The sequence below is a fragment of the Streptomyces sp. NPDC059009 genome, assembly GCF_042740175.1.
GTDB lineage: Bacteria > Actinomycetota > Actinomycetes > Streptomycetales > Streptomycetaceae > Streptomyces.
Map to the genome: position 1 here is coordinate 48935 of NZ_JBHYJB010000019.1, position 19615 is coordinate 68549.

At 73.6% G+C, this 19615-nt stretch carries 9 protein-coding genes; 2 read left to right on the top strand and 7 right to left on the bottom strand.

Features of this window, described 5'->3' with window-relative positions:
- Positions 1 to 102: 102 nt before the first annotated feature.
- Positions 103 to 1569: a DUF4192 domain-containing protein gene (locus tag ACFWYM_RS20155; RefSeq protein ID WP_384838575.1), complete on the bottom strand. Its 1467-nt coding sequence runs from the start codon at positions 1567 to 1569 to the stop codon at positions 103 to 105.
- Between the two features lie 208 nt (positions 1570 to 1777).
- On the opposite strand from ACFWYM_RS20155, the gene argB reads away from it, so the two are divergent.
- Positions 1778 to 2611, top strand: coding sequence for an acetylglutamate kinase (gene argB / locus ACFWYM_RS20160; RefSeq protein ID WP_384838578.1), 834 nt, complete (start codon positions 1778 to 1780; stop codon positions 2609 to 2611).
- A 93-nt stretch (positions 2612 to 2704) separates the two neighbouring features.
- Here the strand turns inward: argB and ACFWYM_RS20165 are convergent, their stop codons facing one another.
- Genes ACFWYM_RS20165 through ACFWYM_RS20180 form a run of 4 tightly spaced genes read right to left on the bottom strand, consistent with a single transcriptional unit; the run spans position 2705 to position 5362 of the window.
- Entirely contained in the window at positions 2705 to 3238 is a 534-nt protein-coding gene (locus ACFWYM_RS20165) for a GNAT family N-acetyltransferase (RefSeq protein ID WP_384838581.1), read from the bottom strand.
- A 54-nt stretch (positions 3239 to 3292) separates the two neighbouring features.
- A complete protein-coding gene (locus tag ACFWYM_RS20170) occupies positions 3293 to 3550 on the bottom strand; it encodes a hypothetical protein (RefSeq protein ID WP_384838583.1) in 258 nt (85 codons plus the stop codon).
- Positions 3547 to 5142, bottom strand: a complete 1596-nt coding sequence (locus ACFWYM_RS20175) for an amidohydrolase (protein WP_384838586.1) — start codon at positions 5140 to 5142, stop codon at positions 3547 to 3549. Before ACFWYM_RS20175 ends, ACFWYM_RS20170 begins: the two co-directional genes overlap by 4 nt.
- Positions 5143 to 5149: 7 nt before the next feature.
- Positions 5150 to 5362 (bottom strand): MbtH family protein, encoded by a 213-nt coding sequence (locus tag ACFWYM_RS20180; protein ID WP_384838589.1) that lies wholly within the window; start codon positions 5360 to 5362, stop codon positions 5150 to 5152.
- 90 nt (positions 5363 to 5452) lie between these two features.
- On the opposite strand from ACFWYM_RS20180, the gene ACFWYM_RS20185 reads away from it, so the two are divergent.
- Positions 5453 to 6556, top strand: coding sequence for an alpha/beta hydrolase-fold protein (locus ACFWYM_RS20185; RefSeq protein WP_384838592.1), 1104 nt, complete (start codon positions 5453 to 5455; stop codon positions 6554 to 6556).
- Between the two features lie 124 nt (positions 6557 to 6680).
- On the opposite strand, the gene ACFWYM_RS20190 is transcribed toward ACFWYM_RS20185, so the two are convergent.
- The gene (locus ACFWYM_RS20190; protein ID WP_384838595.1) at positions 6681 to 8393 is read right to left on the bottom strand and encodes an ABC transporter ATP-binding protein; all 1713 of its coding nucleotides are present in this window, start codon (positions 8391 to 8393) and stop codon (positions 6681 to 6683) included.
- On the bottom strand, positions 8380 to 19572 hold the full coding sequence (locus ACFWYM_RS20195) for an amino acid adenylation domain-containing protein (protein WP_384838846.1): 11193 nt from the start codon (positions 19570 to 19572) through the stop codon (positions 8380 to 8382). The genes ACFWYM_RS20190 and ACFWYM_RS20195 overlap by 14 nt, the downstream gene beginning before the upstream one ends.
- Positions 19573 to 19615: the final 43 nt, after the last annotated feature.

The window sequence follows — 19615 nt, forward strand, 5'->3', positions numbered from 1 at the left end:
GCGCGCCCTCTCACGGCGGGCGCGCGGGGTCGCGCCGACGCCCTCAGGGAGCACCTCCGGAAGGTCCTTCGGAAGACCCTTCGGAAGGACCTCCGGAATGCCTCAATTCGTGTCCCTCGCCGCGTCCTTCGCGCCCCGCCGGGCGGTCCGGCGCCGGTACCGCGGGCCCGTCGGGTCGGCCGAGTTGGCCCGGTTAGCCGGGTTGGCCGAGTTAGCCGGGTTGGCCCGGTTGGTCGGGCCGGTCGGGCCGGTCGGGCCGGTCGGGCCGGTCGGGCCGGTGCCCCCAGTGACCCGTACGGCCTCGCCTCCCGCGGGACGCGGCAGTCGACGGCGGCGGCGCGGTGCCCGCGGTTGCGTGACCGGCGGCGGCGTCGAGGAGGGCGGGTCCTGGGGGCGTGGCGCCTCGCGATCGGCTCGTTCCCTGCGCAGGCAGCGGCGGATGGCCTCCGGGTCCAGGTCCGCGGTGCACGCGCCGATCAGGAGGCGGGCGAAGGTGTTGCGCGGGTCCACGCGCAGCGCCATGCCCAGCGCCTCCCGGCCCTCGACAGGATCTCCCGACGACCAGGCCACCCAGCCGGCGAGCGCCAGCGGTACCGCGGCGTGCTCCCCGTACGCGCCGACGCAGCGGCGGGACAGGGCGCGCCACAGGCGCAGCGCGGGGGCCGCCTCGTAGCCCTCCATCCACTCCGCGGCCTGATCGCGTGTCGTGCGGACCTGGAGGCCGATGATCAGGGCCGCCGCTTCGTCGTGCGCGAGGAGCTCGTCGTCGCGCAGGTCCGCTTCGAGGCGGCCGCGGACCGGGGGCGCCGCGTCGAGGCGGGCCATGACCCGGCGGGCCAGGTCGAGCGTCTCGGCGGCGACCTCGGCGTGGCCCGTCCCGTCCAGGATCCGGGGCACGAGGGCGAGCCCCGCCGCATCGAGCGCCCGCTCCTGGTCGGCGGCGGCCGCGGTGGCCCACGGGGCGAGGCGGGCCCTCATCTCCCGCTGTGTGCACGCCACTTGGATGCCGGTGTAGGCCGCCGCGGCCGCCATCACCGACGTACCGGGGCGGGGCAGGGGCACGCCCTCGGGAGGGCAGCACAGCTCGCTCGGGCAGCAGTAGGTCCAGAAGCGGCCCGCCGAGATGCAGATCACCTCGAGCACGGGGACATCGAGCCGCCCGCACTGCTTGCGCAGGGCCTGGGCCAGCGGCCGCAGGCGCTCCCGCACCTCCCGCCCGGACCCGGCGCCCACCGGCTCCAGGCAGAGGAAGGCGACGATGCCGTCGGGACGCGCGCCCCTGCGCTCGCAGCCGCCGACGAGGCACTCGGCCAGGGACTTCGCGACCGGCGGCCAGTCCCGCTCCCGCTCGGGGATGCCGAGCCGCACGCGCCCGCCGAAGCGGCCCCGCTCGCCGTGCAGAGCGATCAGCACCATGCTTTCCTCGGGGCGGAAGCCGAGCAAGTACGGGAGCGCGTCCGCCAGTTCGGCCGGGGTGCGCAGCGTCACCACCGGATCACCCACCAAATCACCCACCGGATCACCCACGGGGTCGCCCATCGGGCCGACCGCTTCGCTGTCATTCGTCATGAGGCGACTCTGGCCCGGAGCACGGGCTTCCGGTTCACCCTGTGGACAACCCCCGACCAGTGGATAACTCCCCTGTCCGCGCCTGTGCCCCGCCCATGCCCGCATCTATGCCCGCATCTATGCCCGCACCGAGTCGATCACCAGCTAGGTTAGGTTAGGCTAAGCTGAGCAAATCTTGTTGGCTCCGGGGTGGGTGGAGACAGAGAGCATGAGACCGGTCGTCATCAAGTTCGGCGGCAACGCCATGGTGGACGCGAGCCTCCAACGCACCTTCGCCCAGGACGTCGTGGAGCTGTGGCGGGCGGGCCTACACCCGGTCGTCGTGCACGGCGGCGGTCCGCAGATCAGCGCGATGCTCGACCGGCTGGACCTGGAGAGCCGCTTCGAGGCGGGCCTGCGCGTGACCACGCCGGAGACCATGGAGGTCGTCCGCATGGTGCTCACCGGCCGGGTCCAGCGGGAGATCGTCGGCCACATCAACGCCCACGGCCCCTTCGCCGTGGGGATGACCGGCGAGGACGCACACACGATGACGGCCGAGCGGCGGCCCGCCTGGGTCGACGGCCGCCCCGTGGACATCGGTCTCGTCGGCGACATCGTGGACGTGAACCCGAGCATGGTGCGCACGCTCCTGGAGCAGGGCCACATCCCCGTGGTCTCCCCGGTGGCCCGCGGCGCGGACGGGCAGGTGTACAACGTCAACGCCGATCTCGCCGCGTCGGCCCTGGCCGTGGCCCTCGACGCCGAACGCCTCGTGATGCTCACCGACGTGGCGGGGCTGTACGCGGACTGGCCGCGCAGCACCGAAGTGATCGAGCACCTGACGGCCGAGGCGCTGGACGAGCTGCTGCCCGGACTCGCGAGCGGGATGCTGCCGAAGATGGAGGGCTGTCTGCGGGCCGTGCGCGGCGGTGTGGGCCGGGCCCATGTGCTCGACGGCCGGGTGCCGCACGCGGTGCTGCGCGGCATCCTCGGCGGGACCCTCACCGGCACGACCGTGGTCCCTGACCACAGCCAGGACCGCGACCCGAGCACCGTATAGCCGAGAGCCGCGCGGCCAAGTCCCGTACAGCCAAGTGCCGTGCAGCCGGGAGCCGCACGGACCTCGGCCACAGAGCCACACGGCCACACCGCCTCACACGTTCCGCGCCAGCACCCGCGCGTTGCGCCGGGGGTCGAGCGACGCCGCCCAGGACGGTGGCGCCGACTGCGCGCTCGCGGGCGCGAAGCCGTAGCGCAGGAAGAGGTCTCCGCCGCCGGTCGTCGCCGTGAAGAGGGCGTCCAGCGCCCCGGCCCGCGCCATCGCCAGCGCGGCGCGCAGGAGTTCGGCTCCGACTCCGCGCCCCTGCATGTGCTCCGCCACGCAGAAGTTGTACAGAACGCCCGCGAACCCCCGCTCCGCGCCCGGGTACACGCGCAGCCCCACACAGCCACCGAGGCCGCCGAAGCTGCCGAAGCTCCCTTCAGGCGACTCGGCCACCAAGAAGTCGGTGGCATGAGCGGCGTACAGCGAGGCGGGCCGCTCACGCAGCGCCCCCGAGCGCACGAACGGCTCGGACAGGGCGGCGAGTTCGGGGGCGTCCGCCTCACGGGCGCAGCGCACGACCGGCGTCGGCGTGCGCGTCGGTGTCCGGAGGGACAGGGCAGGGGGCGGCGTGGCCGCGGTCAAGGCTTTCCTTCCTCAGTTACGTGATGACGTACTCGATGACGCGATCGACGACAGCTACGCGCACGGCCCGCCCGGATACTCCCGGGTCTCCGGCACATCCGCCCGGCGCATCCGGTCGAGCACCTCGCTCAGGACCCTCTCGTCGACGATGTCCACAGGGCAGTTGATCTTCCTGTCGAAGACGAGGGTCTCCTCCGGGGTGTCCCAGATGACCCAGCGGTGCGGGAAGGCGTCGCTCTCCCAGAGGCTCGCGTAGCTCTCGGCGACTGCCATCGGCCCTCGCCCCGGCCGCCCCGACTCTGTCTCCCTCATGCCGCCGCCACCTTCCCCGTCTCGCGACCGTCCACATACGTAGCCGCCACCTCGATCCCGCCGATGCGCGACACCTCCACGCGCGTGGGGTCGTCGCCGAGCACCACCAGGTCGGCGCGCTTGCCCGGGGTGAGGCTGCCCAGGTCGTTCTCCCAGTGGCAGGCGTGGGCGCCCGCCATGGTGTAGGCGTGCAGGGCCTGTTCGACCGTGATGCCCTCGTCCGGGCCGATCACCTGGCCGGACTCGGAGGTGCGCTCGGCCATGAACTGCACGGCGCGCAGCGGGGATCCGTCCGTGACCGGGCGGTCCGAGCTGCCGACGAGACGGACGCCGTGGTCCAGGAACGACCTGCCCCGGTAGAGCCAGGGGGCCCGCTCCTCGCCCATGATCGCCGCGTAGTCGTCGCCGAAGGAGCGCAGGAAGTTGGGCTGGACGACCGCGGTGACGCCGAGCTGCGCGAAGCGCGCGAGCTGGTCGGGGCGGATCAGTCCGGCGTGCTCGACGCGGTGCCGGGCCTCGGGGCGCGGCCGCAGGCGCTGGGCCCGCTCCAGGGCGTCCAGGGCGACGTCGGCGCCGCGGTCGCCGATGGCGTGGACGGCGAGCTGCCAGCCCGCGAGGTGGCCGTCCACGATCGTGTCCGCGAGGACGTCCGGGTCGTCCTGCAACTGGCCGCTGTGGTCGAGTCCTTCGTACGGACTGGTGAGCGCGGCGGTCCTGGCCATCATGCCGCCGTCCGTGAAGACCTTCAGGGCCCCCACGGAGAGGCGGTCGTCGCCGAACCCGGTGCGCAGGCCGAGGTCGAGGGCGCGCGGGAAGCCGTCGGCCGCGTGCGCGTCGACCGGGCGCAGCCGGTCCGCGGCGACCATGAGCTGCACCCGCAGCGGCAACAGGCCCTCGTCGCGCGCGCGTTGATAGGCGCCCAGCTCGACCGGGCTGTGCCCGAGGAGCGTGCCGCCGATGCCCGCCTCGGCGCAGGCGGTGACGCCCTCGGCCAGGCAGGTCCGGGCGGCGCGACCGATGGAGTCGGCCAGCTCCCGCTGGGAGTACGGCAGGCGCAGAGCACGGGCCGCGGCCATGGCGCCCTCGGCCAGGAAGCCGTTCTCGTGCGGGATGTCCGCGGGCAGCAGGTCCAGGACGGCGGAGTTGACGACGCAGCCGTGCCCGGAGTCGTGCAGCAGGTACAGCTTGTGCCCGTGGCTGACCTTGTCGAGTTCGGCGGCGGTCAGGTGCCGGCCGAGGGCCCGCTGGTCGTAGCCGACGACGGTCACCCAGTCGCCCGGACTGCCGTCGCCCGGGCCGCCCTTGCGGGTGACGGCGTCCTCCACGACCGCGAGCACGTCGTCGATCCGGGTGCGGCCCGCGATGCTCGGGGTGCTCTCCTTGAACCCGGTCCAGGCCAGATGCACATGGGCGTCGATGAACCCGGGCAGCACGGTGGCGCCCTGGAGGTCGATCACCTCGCGCGCGGGCACCGACGTCACGGCCGCGTCGAGGCCCACGATCCGGCCCCGCCAGATGCCCAGGTCGTGGGCGACGGGGTGGTCCGGGTCCATGGTCAGGAAGCGCGCGTTCGTCAGTCGGGTGCAGAGCATCGGCGGGTCAGGCGTCCGCGGCCGTCACGAGCGAACGCGGGCGCAGATCGGTCCAGTTGGCCTCGATGTACTCCAGGCAGGCGTCCCGGGAGTTCTCCTCGAAGACAGTCGTCCACCCCCCGGGCACCTCGGCGAAGGACGGCCACAGCGAGTGCTGTCCCTCGTGGTTGACCAGGACCAGGAAGCGGCCGTCGGGGTCGTCGAAGGGATTGGTGCTCATGTGCCAGTGACTCCTCGAATTTGCTTAGGTTAGGCTCGCCTAATCAACAGTGAGCTTAGCCCTTACCCTTCCCTCTCACAAGGAGAGTCCATGCACCGCTCGACCGGAGCAGAACAGCCCTTCGCCGCATACGGGCTGACCGGCGAGCCCGGCACCGACACGTTCTGGGCAGCCGCCCAGGCACCCGTGTCGCTCCCCGCCGACGACGGCTGGACGACCCTCTTCCTGTGGCGCGGCTCCCCCGCAACCCTCACCTTCGAGAGCTGGTCCGAGCCCGTCCCCCTGAAGCGCTGGGGCGAGACCGACTGCTGGTACGCCGAGGTGCCGATGCCCGCGCGGCTGCGCGTGACCTATCAGTTCCTCACCGACGACGGAGACGCGCACGCCGACCCGTTCAACCCGGAAGGCGCGGGCGGCGATCGGTCCATCGCCGCGACCCCGGACGCCGGGGAGCAGCCGCACTGGCCCGCCCTCAACCCCACTGCCGTACTCCCCCTGCCGCGCACCCGGATCCGCTGGAGCAGCGAACGGCTCGGCGGCCGGCGCACCGTACGGGTCCATCCGGCGGGCGGCGGCGGGCCCGTGGTGCTGCTGCTCGACGGGGACGACTGGCTGTATCTGCACCCGGCCATGGACGCCTTCGACTCGGCCGTCGCCCGGGGCGAGATGCCGCCCGTCACCCTCGTGTTCCTGCCGGCCAAGGACCGGGAGGCCGAGTTCGGCTGCGAGCGGGCGCTGTGGGAAGCGGTCCGGGACGAACTGCTGCCGCTGGTGGCGGAGTCCGGGGTCCGCGCGGACACGGACCGCCTCGTGGTGGCCGGGCAGAGCCTCGGCGGGCTGAGCGCGATGTACGCGGCGCTCGAGTTCCCGGAGCTCGTGTCCCGCATCGCCTGCCAGTCGCCGTCGTTCTGGTGGGCGCCCGGCGCCGTGGGCGCGGCGGATCCGCTGGGCGGCGCGGTCGGCGGCACCGTCGCCGAGCGGCTGCGGAAGCTGGAGCGCACCGGACTGTCCGGTCTGCGGGCCGCGTTCGACGTGGGCGAGCACGAGACGCGCATGCTCCCCCACTGTGAGCTCACCGAGAAGCTGGCCGAGGAAGCCGGTGCGACGGTACGGGTCTCCAGGTCGCCGTCCGGCCACGACCGGGCGGGCTGGCGGCACGCCCTGCTCAGGGATGTCGCCTGGGCGCTGGCCTGAGCGGATCGGCCCGGAACCCGAACAGCCCGGTGGCCCCGGGGAGTTGACGTGCTCTCCCGGGGCCACCCATGGACGTGCTCTCCGGGGCCCCCATGGACGGAATCTCCGGGGGCCGCGCGACGTCTTACCTGGCCACGGCCAGGCAGTACTCCTCATCACGCGCCAGCAGATTGCGGTGCGTGTCCTCCGCCACGACGGCCCCCTCGTCCAGGACGAGCACACGGTCCGCGGCGTCCAGGAGCGCCGGGCTGCTGGTCAGCACGACCGTGGTGCGGCCCCGGCGCAGCTTCGCGACGTTGCGCGCGATGAGCTGTTCGGTGACCGCGTCGACGGCCGTCGTCGGGTCGTGCAGGACCAGGATCTCGGCGTCGGCGGCCAGCGCGCGCGCCAGCGACAGGCGTTGGCGCTGTCCGCCCGACAGGTTGGCGCCGCGGTCGCGGACGCCGTAGTCGAGCCCCTCGCGGTGCAGCGCGACGACGTCGGTCAGCATGGACGCCTCGACGGCCTCGTCGACCGTGCGGCTCGTGCCCGCGGGGTCGATGTTCGACCGGAGGGTGCCCGCGAAGATCTCCCCGTCGTACGGATTCACCAGCAGGTGCTCGCGCACCGACTCGACCGACAGCGCGGCGAGCTCCTGTCCGCCGAGCCGCACCACGCCCTCGTACGCCTCGGGCGGGACGTTCACGGCGAGGACCGAGGCGAGGTCGGCCGCCGCGCGCGGCTGGTAGACGGCGATCGCCACGAACTCGCCCGCGCGCACCCGGAACTTCAGCTTGCGCAGGGACCCGTACCGGACGTGGTCGAGCTCCAGGTCGCCGCCCTCGGCCGGGCGGCCCTCGCCGGGGGTCGCCACCGGCGGCGCACCGAGCACCAGGGCCATCCGCTCGGCGGAGGCGCGGGCCGTCATCACGTACTTGGGCATCTCCGAGAAGAGCTTCAGTGGCTCCATGATGAACTGCGCGAGGCCCACGGCCATGACGAGTTCGCCGATGTTGATCTCGCCGCCGAGCGCCAGCCAGCCCGCCGTCAGGGTCACGGCCGCGGCGAGGACCGCGTTGAGGCCGAGGGCGGTGCCCGCGTACACGCCGTTCACCTTGGCGACGGTGACCGCCTGGTGCTTGGCCTCCGTGCTGACCTGACGGTACGAGCGGAACGCCGCGTGGTTGCCGCCGAAGCCGTGCAGCGGGCGAAGGCCGGTGATCAGGTCGGCGACCTTCGCGCCGGCCCGCGCCACCCGGGCCTGCTGTTCGCGGGTGCTGGAGCCGATCCGCTTCGACATCACGCTGAGGATCGTCAGGATCGCGACGGTCCCCGCCATCACCAGGAGGCCGAGCCGGTAGTCGGCGAGGCCGAGGGCGACGGCCGCGACCACCACCGCGACCAGCGAGCTGATCAGCATCGGCACGACCTCGACGATGTCGGCGGTCTGGTCGGCGTCCTCGGTGGCGATGGTCAGGACCTCGCCGGACTTCAGGTCGACGTCCCGGGCGACGGGCTGGAGCCCGCAGGCCGCGACCCGCACCCGCCAGCGGTGCGCCTCCGTCGTGTTGGCCTTCTGCAGGATGCGCATCCCGAACCGCCACGACAGCGACACCGTCGTGATGATCACGGCGAGCGCGCCGATCGACACGGCGAGCGCGCCGAGGCTGCGCTCGCCCTTCATCGTGTGCTCGACGATCAGGCCGAGCGCGATCGGGAAGGCCGTCTCACCGGCCTGGTACAGGCCCATGAGGACGGTGCCCCAGATCATGGCGCCGACGTTGCGGCGCAGGGCCGTCCGCAGGATGTCGGACCCCGGGCGGGAGGTCCGGGGCCGCTGGGTGTCAGGAGTTCTCATCGAGATGGCGGGCCATCGCTTCCGGGGTTCGCAGGGTGAAGAGGTCGCGGACGGTGACCACAGGACCGTACTCCCGGCGCAGCAGCCCGATCAGGCGGACCGCCAGCATCGAGTGCCCGCCGAGGGACACGAAGTCGCTGACCGCGCTCACCTCGTCGTCGTCCAGGTCCAGGGCCTCGGCGAAGAGCTCGCAGACCACGGTCTCGGTCTCGGTCTGCGGGGCGCGCTCCGCCGCCGTGGTCAGCGCGCCGAGGGGCTTGGGCTCGGGCAGCGCCTTGGTGTCGGCCTTCCCGTTCACCGTCAGCGGGATGCCGTCGACCTCGGCGTAGTGCGAGGGGCGCAGGAAGTCCGGGAGCCCCGCGCCCACGTCGGCGGCCACGGCCACGAGGTCCGCGCCGTCCAGGACGAGGTAGGCGGCGAGCCGGTACGCGCCGTCGACCTGCGGGTCGGGCTGGGCGACGGCCGCGGCGAACCGCACCGCGGGGTGCGCCGCGAACGCGGCCTCCACCTCGCCCAGTTCGACCCGGTGGCCGCGGATCTTGACCTGCTGGTCGGTGCGGCCCAGGTAGCTCAGATTGCCGTCGGGCCGCCGCACCACCAGGTCCCCCGTGCGGTACATGCGCTCGCCGGGCGCGCCGAACGGGCACGCCACGAAGCGGTGCGCGGTCTGGGCGCTCTGCCCGAGGTAGCCGCGCGCGATGCCGACGCCCGCCACGTACAGCTCGCCGGGCACACCGTCCGGCAGCGGCCGCAGCCACGGGTCGAGGACGTACACGTCGGTGTTGTCGATGGCGACGCCCACCACCGGGTCCTGGCACTCGAAGGTGCCGACGCCCAGGGTGTTGATCGTGTACTCGGTCGGCCCGTACAGGTTGTAGCCGACGGTGCCCTCGGTCTCGGCGAGCCGCCGCCACAGCGTCGGTGTGACGGCCTCGCCGCCGAGCAGCACCAGCGCGGGCCGCCGCTCAGGGGTGTCGAGGAGCCCCTCGGAGACCAGCTGCTGCGCGTACGTCGGCGTGACGTTGATGACGTCGATGCCGTGCTCCAGGCAGTACGCGACAAGGCGGGGCGCGTCCCTGCGCAACTCCTCGTCGCAGATGTGCACTTCGTGCCCGTCGGCGAGCCAGAGCAGCTCCTCCCACGACATGTCGAAGGCGAAGGACACGGTGTGCGCGATCTTGAAGACGCGGTGGCCGTGCTCGGCCAGGACCGGCTCGAAGATGCGGCGCTGATGGTTGATCAGCATGTTGGTCAGGCCCGCGTACTCGGTCACCACGCCCTTGGGCTTCCCGGTCGAACCGGAGGTGTAGATCGTGTACGCGGGGTGGCGCAGCCGGTCCGGGTCGTCCGGCGCGAACGTCACGAAGGGCTCGGCGTCGGGGAGTTGACGGTCCAGCTCGATCAGGTCGCCGGAGAGCCTCGGAGACACGGAGCTGAGAGTCAGGATCACCTCGGGCCGGGCGTCCGCGACGATCCCCGCGATCCGCTCATCCGGGTGGTCCAGTTCCAGCGGCACATAGGCGGCGCCGACCCGCAGCACCGCGAACAGCGCCACGATCGAGTCGAGGGAGCGCGGGAGTGCGAGGCCCACGGTCGTCTCGGGTCCGATGCCGCGCCGGGCGAGCACACCCGCCACCGCCCGGCTGCGGCCTTGCAGTTCGGCGAAGGTCAGGGACGCGCCGTCCGCGACGAGGGCGACCCGCTCGGGGGCGCGGTCCGCCGCCCGGTCGAAGCGGTCGACGACGGTGTCCGTGCCGACGTCCGTACGGGCGCCGGGCGCGGGCTCGGCGCCGAGCCCCGGCAGCGCCCCCAGCGGACCGGCCGACCGGGCCAGCTCGTCGAGCACGCGCAGATAGTCGTCGAGCAGCCGGCGGGCGTCCTCGGGGGCGCCGACGCGGTGCTCCAGCTTGACCGTGAGCCGCTCGCCGGGCGTGACGACCCAGGTGTACGGGTAGTGCGTGGAGTCGTCGGCCGTCACCGAGGTGATGCCGTGCCGGGCGTTCATCGCGGCGAACGCGTCCAGGTCCAGGAAGTTCTGGAGCACGAAGAGGTTGTCGAACAGGGTGTCGTGCCCGCTGGCCCGCTGGATCTCGCCGAGCCCGAGGTGCTCGTGCTCCATCGCCTCGACCCGGGCCGCCTGCACGCCCGCCAGGTACTCCCCCGCGGTCTCGTGCGGCCGGGCCTTCGTCCGCATCGGCACGGTGTTGAGCAGCACGCCGACGATGTCGGCCAGGCCCTCCCCGTCGCGCCCGGAGACGGTCACGCCGAACACGGCGTCGGCGCGGCCGGTGTGCGCGCCGAGCAGCAGCCCGAAGGCGCCCGTCAGCACCGAGTTGAGGGTGACGCCGTGGGCCTTGGCGGCGGCGCGCAGGAGGTCCGACTGCTCGGCGGAGAGCGTGTGCACGAGGGGCTGCGGCAGCGCGTCCGAGAGGGACGGCGCCGGGCCCGCGAGCAGCGTCGGTCCGCTGAGGTCCGCGAGGTGCCCGGCCCAGAAGCGCTCGGCCGCGGCGGAGTCCTTGGCGGCGAGCGTCCTTGCGTACTCCTCGAAGCTCGGCGCGGCGGGCACAGCGGGCGTCAACTCGCCCTGGACGGCGGCCTCATAGGCGTCGAACAGGTCCCGCAGCACGATCTCGCGGGACCAGCCGTCCCACAGCAGCAGGTGGTAGCTGAGCAGCAGTCCGTCGCGGCCGTCGGGAAGCCGCACCACGGTCAGCCGGACCAGCGGCGGCTCGGCCGGGTCGAACCCGGTGTCGCGGTCCCGTGCGCGCAGCTCCTCGACGTCCGCGTCGCTCGTGAGCTCGACCGTGCGGACGGGCACGCGGCGGCCCGCCTTGAGGACCTGGACCGGGTTGCCGTCGTCGTCGGTGCCGAAGCCCGCGCCGACGACCGGGTGGCGCTCGATCACGTGCGCCATCGCCTCGGCGAGCGCCCCGGTGTCCAGGCGCCGGTCGAAGGTGAACCAGCTCTGCGCGACGTAGTGTCCGGCCGCGCCCGCCAGCTGGGCCTGGAAGAACAGACCGCGCTGGAGCGGGGTGACGGGCGCCGTGCGCTCGGCCGTGGCGGCGGCGTCCGCGAGGGACTCCAGGGCGCTCAGCCAGTGCTCGGTGATGACGTCGGGGATGTCCTCGCCGAGGAGGAACTCCGCGTGCAGCCGGCCGGTGGCGTCGTCCGTCCACGCGTTGACCTCGACGGCGTACGGGCTTGTCCGGTCGCCGCCGGTGAGGCGCAGCGCCTGCGATTCGCCGCCCCGGCCGAGGTAGTTGAAGAGCACCTGCGGCCGGGCCGTCAGGAGCGGGGCCGTCTGCGGGTTGAGATGGCGGAGCTTCCCGTACGCGATGTGGCCGCACTCGTCGGGCTGGCGCTCGGCGACTTCGCGGGCCGCCGCGACGGGGTCGGTGTGCGCGGTGAGCCGCACGGGCGCGATGGCGGTGAACCAGCCGACCGTGCGGGTGTAGTCGTGGTGCTCCAGGGCGGGGACCCGGCCGTGCCGCTCCAGTTCGACCGCGAGGTCGGTGGGCGACGCCTGCATCGACGTCTGGGTCCGGGTCAGGGCGGTGCGCAGCGCGCCGCACAGCAGCTCGGTGAGGCCGAGGCCCAGGGCGGCGGGCGCGGTGCGGGTGACGCGGTCGCCGGCCTCGGCGCCGAGCACGACCGTGATCTCGCGCAACTCCCCTGTCCGTGCGACCAGTTCGGGCGCCTTGAGGGTGTCGATCCAGTGCCCGATGCCGTCGACGTCCTGCGCGGCCCCGAGCGTGAGCGCCTCGGCGTACTCGGCGAAGGACGTGGTGGGCGGCGGCAGTTCGGCGCCGCTCATCGCGGTGGTCAGGTCGTCGAGGAGGATCAGCCAGGACACCGCGTCGACGGCGAGGTGGTGCACGGTGACGACGAGGGTCCGGCTCGCCTCCAGCCAGGCGAAGGCGATGACGTCGCCGGACTCGGGGTCGAGGCGTCCGGCGGCGTCGTTCGCCACGGCGGTCGCGTCGGTCGCGCCCATCCGCTCGACGGTGACCTCGCGGGCGGGCTCGGTGCGCAGCGCCCACACCCCGTGCTCGGTGCGCAGCCGCAGCCTGAGGGCCGGGTGCGCGGCGACCACGGCGCGGGCGGCGCGCTCGGCGTCGGCGAAACCGGCGCCTTCGGGGGCCACGAGGGTGCGCGCCTGGGCGAACCGGTCGAGGGATCCGCCCAGTTCACCGAGTTCGCGCTGGCGCAGGATGATCGGCGTCGGCGCCAGGGGCCCGTCCTCGCGGCGCGCGGGCGCGGAGGCGGCGGAGGCGGCCGATGGCGTACGGGTTCCCAGGGCGCCCTGAGCCCCCAGGTGCTCGGCGAGCGCGCGCGGGGTGCGGAACAGGAACACGTCACGCGGCGCGATCGGCAGGCCGAGCGCCCGGGCCCGGTTGATCACGGTGATGGCGACGATGCTGTCGCCCCCGGCCACGAAGAAGTCGGTGTCGGCGTCCACGGTGGCGCCGGGCAGCGTCTCGGCGAAGACGCCGGTGAGCGCTTCGAGGGCGTCGGGCACGGTGTCGCTCGCGGCGGCGGCCGGGGCGGGGGCGGCGTCGTCCGGCGCGGCGGCCGCCTGCGCGGCGAGCGCCTGCGCCGCCAGCGCCTTGCGGTCCAGCTTGCCGTTGACCGTCAGCGGCAGGGCGTCGACCGTCAGGACCCGGCCGGGCACCATGTGCACCGGCAGCTTCGCGGACAGCGCTACGGAGAGGGCGGCGATGTCGTCGGGGACCCGGCCCACGACGTGCGCGACGAGGTGGTCGCCGCTGTCCGCGACGGTGACGGCGACGTCGACGACGCCGTCGAGCTCCCGGACGGCGGCCTCCACTTCGCCCAACTCGATGCGGAAGCCCTTGAGTTGGACCTGGTCGTCGGCGCGCCCCGCGAACTCCAGCTCACCGTCGAGCGTGCGCCGGGCGAGGTCGCCCGTGTGGTACATGCGGGAGCCGTCGTCCGCGAACGGGTCGGCGACGAACCGGCCCGCGGTCAGGCCCGACCGCCCCAGATAGCCGAGCGACACCTGATCACCGGCGACGTAGATGGCGCCGACGCGGCCCGGCGGGACCGGGCGCAGCCGGTCGTCGAGCAGATAGGTGACCAGGCCGGGGATGGGGCCGCCGATCGGGCTGACGTCGCCGCCGGAGCCAGCACCGGAACCGGAGGCCGAGCCCACGCCGGAGCCCGGGCCGAGGCCGAAGTCGGCGTCCGTCAGCACCCGGTGCGTGACGTGCACGGTGGTCTCGGTGATGCCGTACATGTTGACCAGCTCGGGCGAGCCGGTGCCGTGCCGCTCGACCCAGCCGCGCAGCCGCCCGAGGTCGAGGGCCTCACCGCCGAAGATGATCCGGCGCAGCGCCGCGACCGGCTCGTCGGCGTGCCGGTCCGCCTCGATGAACTGGTAGAACGCCGACGGGGTCTGGTTGAGCACGGTCACCCCGCGCTCCCGGACCAGCCGGTGGAAGTCGACCGGCGAGCGCGTGAGCCCGTACTCCGGGACCAGCAGTTCGGCGCCGTGCGTCAGCGCGCCCCACAGCTCCCAGACCGCGAAGTCGAAGGAGAAGGAGTGGAACTGGACCCAGACGTCGTCGGGGCCGAAGTCCATGTCGGGCTGCGTCTGGGCGAGCAGCGTCACGACGCTGGAGTGCGGGACGACGACGCCCTTGGGGCGGCCGGTCGACCCGGAGGTGTAGATCACGTACGCGGGGTCGCGCCAGTCGGCGACGGGGGCCGACTCCCTTTCTGCCGGCGGGAGTTCGTCGCCCGGCGCCACCAGCGGGAGTTCGTCGCCCTGCACCACCACCCGCGCCGTCACGCCCGCCCGCTCCAGAAGCCGGGTGAAGCGGTCCCGCTGCTCCCGGTCCACCAGGACCACCTGCGGGGCGGCGTCGGCGAGGACGTACTCCAGGCGCTCGTCCGGGTACGCCAGGTCGAGCGGCACATAGGCGCCGCCCGCGGCGACGACCCCCACGAGGGCGACGACCTGTTCGAGGGAGCGCGGCACGGCGACGGCGACCCGCCGCCCCGGACCGACTCCGGCGGCACGCAGGGAGGCCGCCAACCCGTCCTTGGCGTCGGCCAGTTCGCCGTACGTCAGGGACCGGGCACCGCCGTCGAGTCCGCACTGGGTGACCGCGGTGGCGGCCGGGTCGCGGCGGGCGGCGGCGTCGAACAGCTCACCCAGGGTCGCCGGGGCGACCTGGACGGGCTGCCGTCCGCTCTCCCGCACCAGCTCGTCGACCAGGGCGTCCGGCCGGGTGAGCAGTCCGGTGAGGGTCCGTGTGAAGGTGCGCAGGATCGCCTGGGCGCCCTCCTCGCGCAGGAGTTCACCGTCGTAGATCAGATTGAAGCGCGGCGTGCCGTCGGGCGTGCGCTCGACGACCAGCGTCAGCGGGTAGTGCGGGGCGCCCTCGTTCACGATGTCCGCGATCACCAGGTCGTCGCCGGGCGTGCGCAGCCCGGCCACGTCGGTGGCGACGTCGAAGACCACGAGGGTGTCGAAGAGCGAGCCCGCGCCCGCCTGGACGGGCGAGCCCGCACCGCCCTGGGCGAGGGAGCCCGCGCCCGCCTGGCGGCCGATCCGCGCCAGCGAGACGTGCTGGTGCGGCAGGACGGCGCTCTGGTGTTCCCGGACGGCCGCGAGCAGCTCGCGCGCCGTGCCGGTGGCGGTCCAGCGCGCCCGTACGGGAATGGTGTTGATGAACAGGCCCACCATGTCCTCGATGCCGGGCACGTCCGCGTCCCGCCCGGAGACGGTGGAGCCGAACACCACGTCCTGGCCGTGCAGGACGGAGCCGAGCGTCACCGCCCAGGCGCTGTGCACCGCCACGCTGAGCGGCACTCCGGCCGACCGTACGGCCGCATCGATGTCTTCGTGGGGCTGTACGGAGGTGTCGGCGAACCGGTCGGAGGGCGTGTGTCCCTCGGCGACCAGGGAGGGCCCGGCAAGGCCGGCGAGCTCCGCGCGCCAGGTCCGGTCGCTCTCGTCCTCGTCGCGCTCGGCGAGCCAGTGGACGTAGTCGGCGAAGCCGCCGCGCGGGTACACGGTGCCCGGCGCGTGGTACTCGGTGAGCAGCGCGCGCAGCATCGGCGGCACCGACCAGCCGTCGGCGATGATGTGGTGCACGGTCTGCACCAGGACGGTGCGGTCGGTGCGGCCGGAGCCCGCGCGGATCAGCGTGTAGCGCATGAGCGGGCCGGTGGCCAGGTCGAACCCGGCGCGGCGGTCCCGCTCGGCGAGGTCGCGGAGCTCCGCGTCGGTGATCCCGGGCCGGTCGAGCGTGGTGAAGGGCGCCTGCGCGCCGCCGTCGAGCACGGAGACGACGCGGCCGTCGGCGAGGGCCACGAACCGCGCGGCCAGGTTCGGGAACAGCGTGAGCAGCCGGGTGGCCGCCGCCGCGAGCCGCTCGGCGTCCACCTCGCCCTCCAGGGTGAGGAGTTGCTGCTCGACGTAGGCGCCCGCCGAGTCGTCGTCGAAGACCGAGTGGAAGTAGAGGCCCTCCTGCAGCGGGGTCAGCGGCAGGACGTCGCGCAGCCGGGGGCCGTCCAGGGCGTCGACGTCGGCCTGGGTGAGCGGCACCAGGGGGAAGTCGCTGGGCGAGTGGCCGCCCGCGTCGAGCGCGGCGAGTCCGGCCAGGGCGGCGCGGAAGTACCCGCCGAGGGTCGTGATGTCCTCGTCGGTGAACAGGCCCTCGGGCCAGGAGATGGTGGTGACCAGCTCATACGCGCCGCTCGCACCGTTCGCACCGCTCGCGCCGTTGGCACCGCTTGCGCCGTTGGCCGCGGGTTCGGCGATCGCGTTGAACTCCAGCGGGCGCGGCAGCCGCATCCGCGGGTCCCGCTTCTCGCCCAACTGTCCGGTGGCACCGGCCAGTTGCCAGTCCCCGGCCGCGCCCGCGTCGAAGCGGCCCAGGTAGTTGAAGAGGATCTGCGGTGCGGGCGCGTCGAACGCGGCGTCGGCGAGGTAGCGCAGGGCGCCGTACGAGATGCCGTTGTCCGGCACGCGGGCGAGGTCTTCCTTGACGGCCTTGAGCGCGGCCGCGAGGTACCCGGGTGCGCTGAAGTCGACGTCGCCCTCCCCGGGGGCGCCGGGGTCGACGGTCACCGGGAACAGCGTGGTGAACCAGCCGACGGTGCGCGAGAGGTCCGGCTCACGGCCGGCGGCGGCCGCCACGAACTGGCCCTCGCGGCCGTGGCCTTCGAGTTCGATGTGCGCGAACGTCTGGTCCTGCCCGAGGTCGCGGCGCCACCGGCCGAGGGCGACGGCGAGCCCGGTCAGCAGGACGTCGTTGACGCCCGCGTGGAACTTCGCGGGGATCTCGCCGAGGAGCGCGGCCGTGACCTCCGGGCCGACGGTCACGGTCCGGGTCCGCTCCTGTGCGACCGTGTCGGCCTCGCTCAGCGCGCGCCGGGCCACCGGCCGGTCCGCGCCTGGCAGGGCCTGCCGGAAGGGGGCGGGGTCGGCGTCGGCGGCGGCGCTCTGAAGGTATGTGGTCCACTGCCGGAACGACGTGCCCACGGGCGGGAGTTCGACCGGCGTGCCCGCGCAGCGCTGCCGCCACGCGGTGGCGAGGTCCTCCATCAGGACGCGCCAGGACACCCCGTCCATGACGACGTGATGGGCGACGAGGACCAGCTGCCGGTCCGCGCGGCGCCACACGGCGCGCAGCATCACACCGCCCGCCGGGTCCAGGCCCTCGGTGGCGAGCGCGACGCAGTCGTCCAGCGGCAGGTCGCTCTCCTGCCACGACGCCGCGGCCCCCGCCGCCTCCGGTATGTCGAAGCTCCAACGCTCGCCGCGCACCAGGCGGGCACGGAGCATGTCGTGCCGCCCGATCAGCGCGGTGAGGATCGCGCCGAGCGCCTCGCCGGTCAGCTCCGCCGGGGTGGTGAGGACCACCGACTGCACGAAGCCGTCAATCGCGTCCGTGGTCTCGCCGAGCCACTGCACGACGGGTGAGCCCACGACGGCGCCGGTCGCGACGTCCTCGGCGCGGTGCACGGCGGTGACGTCCTCGTGGCTGGCCACGGCCGCCAGGGCGCCCACGACACTGTGGGTGAAGATCTGCCGCGCGGTGACGTGGAGGCCCGCCTCGCGCAGGGCGCTGAGCAGCGAGATGGCGAGGATGCTGTCGCCGCCGAGCTGGAAGAAGTCCTGGTCGACGCCGACCTGTTCGAGCCGCAGCACGGAGGCGACGGCCGCGCACACCGCGCGTTCGTTCTCGGTGCCGGGCAGGGCGAGGGCGCTCGTGTCGACGGTGGGCTCGGGCAGGGCGTTCCGGTCGAGCTTGCCGTTGGCGGTGAGCGGCAACGCGTCGAGGACGACGACGTGGGTCGGCACCATGTACTCGACCATGTGCGCGGTGGCCCACTCCTTGACCTCGGCCGCCCGCAGCCCCTCGCTCCCGGCGGCCGGGATCACATACCCGACCAGGTAGGTGCCGCCCGCCGTGTTCTTCCGCGCGACGACACACGTGTGCCGCACCCCGGGGTGCTCGGCGAGGCCGACCTCGACGTCCTCGATCTCCAGGCGCATGCCGCGGATCTTGATCTGGTTGTCGGCCCGGCCGAGGAAGTCGAGGGACCCGTCCGGGGCGAACCGGGCGAGGTCACCGGTCCGGTACAGCCGCGACCCGTCCGCCGCGAAGGGGTTCGCCACGAACCGGGACGCCGTCAGACCGGGCGCGTTGACATAGCCGCGCCCCAACAGGAGCCCGCCCACGTACAGTTCGCCGCCGACGCCGACCGGGACCGGGCGCAGCTCCTCGTCGAGCACGTACAGCTGGGTGTTGGGGTTGGCCTTGCCAATGGACGTGGACAGGCGCTCGGCCGCGCCCCGGTAGATGACGTGGGAGACGCCGATCGTCGTCTCGGCCGGGCCGTAGCCGTGGTACATGGGGATGTCGAGCCGGGTGCGGAACCGCTCGTACAGCTCCGGGGTGAGCACCTCGCCGCCGCACCACACGTGCCGCAGGCTGTCGAGGCGCCCGGAGTCGCCCGCCATCTCCAGCAGCACGTCCAGCATGGACGACACCAAGTACGTGAAGGTGACGCGCTGTTCGGAGATCATGCTCAGCAGGTGGTGCGGGTCGCGCTCGCCGCCGGGCCGCAGGACCACGAGGCGGCCGCCGGAGACCAGCGGCAGGAAGATCTCGTTGATGGAGATGTCGAAGGACAGCGGCGCCTTGAACAGCGACGCGTCGTCGTGGCCGAAGCCCAGGATCTCGTCGACCTGCCACAACAGCCGCTCGCTGATGGCCTGGTGACGGATCATCGCGCCCTTGGGCCGCCCGGTCGAACCGGACGTGAAGATGACGTACGCGAGCGCGTCGCCGTCGACGGCGACGCCGGTCTCCTCGACCGGGCAGGAGCCGTAACCCCAGGCGTCGAGGTCGAGTGCGACGGCGTCCGGTTCGCCCGCCTCGCGCTCACCGGAGCCGCTGAGCTGCAGCACGACCCGGGCGTCCTCGATGACGACGGCACGGCGCTCGGCGGGCCACTGCGGGTCGAGCGGCACGAAGGCGCACCCGGCCTGGAGCACGCCGAGGAGCCCGATGACCATCTCCGCGCCGCGGCCGAGGGAGATGCCGACGACCTGCTCGGCGGCGAGCCCGCGCTCGACGAGGTGGTGGGCCAACTGGGCTGACAGCTCGACTGCTTGACGGTACGTCAGGGTGCGGCGCTCGTCGACGATGGCGACGGCGTCGGGCCGGGTGCGCGCCTGCTCGCGGAACATCTCCACGATGGTCGGGCGCTCCCGGTGGGCCTCGGTGTCGTTCCACCGGGCGAGGGTCTCGAGCCGCACGGCCGGTCCGGTGGGGCTGATGGTGCCGAGCGGCCGGTCCGGGAAGTCCGCCAGGTCGCCGAGGGCGAGCTGGGCGTCGGCGAGTCCGACACCGGCGGGGACGGCGATGCTCCGGCCGTCCGCGCCGTCCGTGCCCTCCTCCGCGGTCTCCCAACCGCCGGGCGCCACACCGCCGTTGTCGACCCAGCCGAGCACGTCGGCGAAGAGGGTGCCGGGCGCGAGGTCGATGCCCTCGGGGCTGCGGCCGGTCGCCCAGTACGAGAGACCGATGGCGCACGCCTCGGCGAGGGTCCGGTCGGAGTAGCCGCCCATGCGCCGGCGCATATCGGCGAGCCGCGCGGGAGACAGCAGTACGAGACCAGCGCTCGGTTCCATCATCGAATCCAGCGAATCCATCGAAGACTCAGCACCCTTTACTCAA